Raw genomic sequence first — 1,130 nt, forward strand, 5'->3', positions numbered from 1 at the left:
GTCCCCGTCCCCGTCCCCGACGAAGGATCCCGAGCAGCGACGCTCGTGGGTGCCGATGATCGGGCTCTTCCTCGCCCAGGTCCTCATGTCCTTCAACGTCGCGGCCCTCCCGATCTCGCTGGGAGGCATGGTCGAGGACTTCCATGTCCCGCCCACCACCGCGAGCTCGACGATCGTGGTCTACGGCCTCGCCGTGGCTGCGCTCGTGATGACGGGCGCGAAGCTGGGCCAGCGCATCGGCTGGACGCTGATCTTCCGCGGCGTCCTGGTGGTGTTCGCCGCCTCGTCGCTGCTCATGATCTTCTCGCGCACCATCACGTGGGCGATCACCGGACAGCTGCTCGCGGGCGCCGCCGCCGCGATCATCGTGCCGGCGCTCGTCGCGCTGATCGCCGAGAACTATCGCGGAGCGCAGCAGGCCACCGCCGTCGGCTCCCTGGGGTCGGCCCGCGCCTTCTCGGGCATGAGCGCCTTCCTCATCGGCGGCACCCTGGGGACCCTCGTCGGCTGGCGGCCGATCTTCCTCATCACCCTCGGCCTCGCCGTCGCCGTCTTCGCGCTCAGCTTCACCCTGCGCTCGGACAGCGGGGACCCGTCGGTGAAGATCGACCTCATCGCCTCGGTCCTGATCGGCGCCGCGATCGTGATGCTCACCCTGGGGTTCAACAACCTCAACGGGTGGGGGATCCTGCGCGCCGAGGAGACCGCTCCGTTCTCGGTGCTCGGCATGTCGCCCGCGCCCGTGCTCGTGGTGCTCGGGCTCATCTGCGGTCAGGGGTTCCTGCTGTGGACCCGACGCCGCATGGCCGCCGACCGGGTGCCGCTCGTGGATCTGCGGGTGCTCGGCTCGCGCTCCGAGCGGTCCGCCGTGTACGCGATGTTCATCATCGTGGCGATGGAGGCGGCCGTGAACTTCACCGTCCCCACCTACATCCAGGTGGTGCAGGGGCGCGCGCCCTTCGCCACGTCGCTGGCAATGATGCCGTTCAACCTCACCGTGTTCGTCACCGCGACCCTCATCGTCCGCTTCTACTCGCGCTTCAGCCCCCGCGCGATCGCCCTGTTCTCGTTCGCCCTGACCACGATCGCGCTGGTGTGGCTCGCAGCGGTGGTCACGAACAACTGGGAGA

At 69.1% G+C, this 1,130-nt stretch carries 1 protein-coding gene; it reads left to right on the top strand.

Annotation, left to right across the window (positions count from 1 at the left end; genetic code table 11):
• Nucleotides 1-55 precede the first annotated feature (55 nt).
• The coding region (locus MHY49_RS18915; protein WP_239206797.1) for an MFS transporter at nucleotides 56-1,130 on the top strand (1,075 nt) is incomplete at its 3' end.

The sequence above is a fragment of the Brachybacterium sp. ACRRE genome, from assembly GCF_022346485.1.
GTDB lineage: Bacteria > Actinomycetota > Actinomycetes > Actinomycetales > Dermabacteraceae > Brachybacterium > Brachybacterium halotolerans.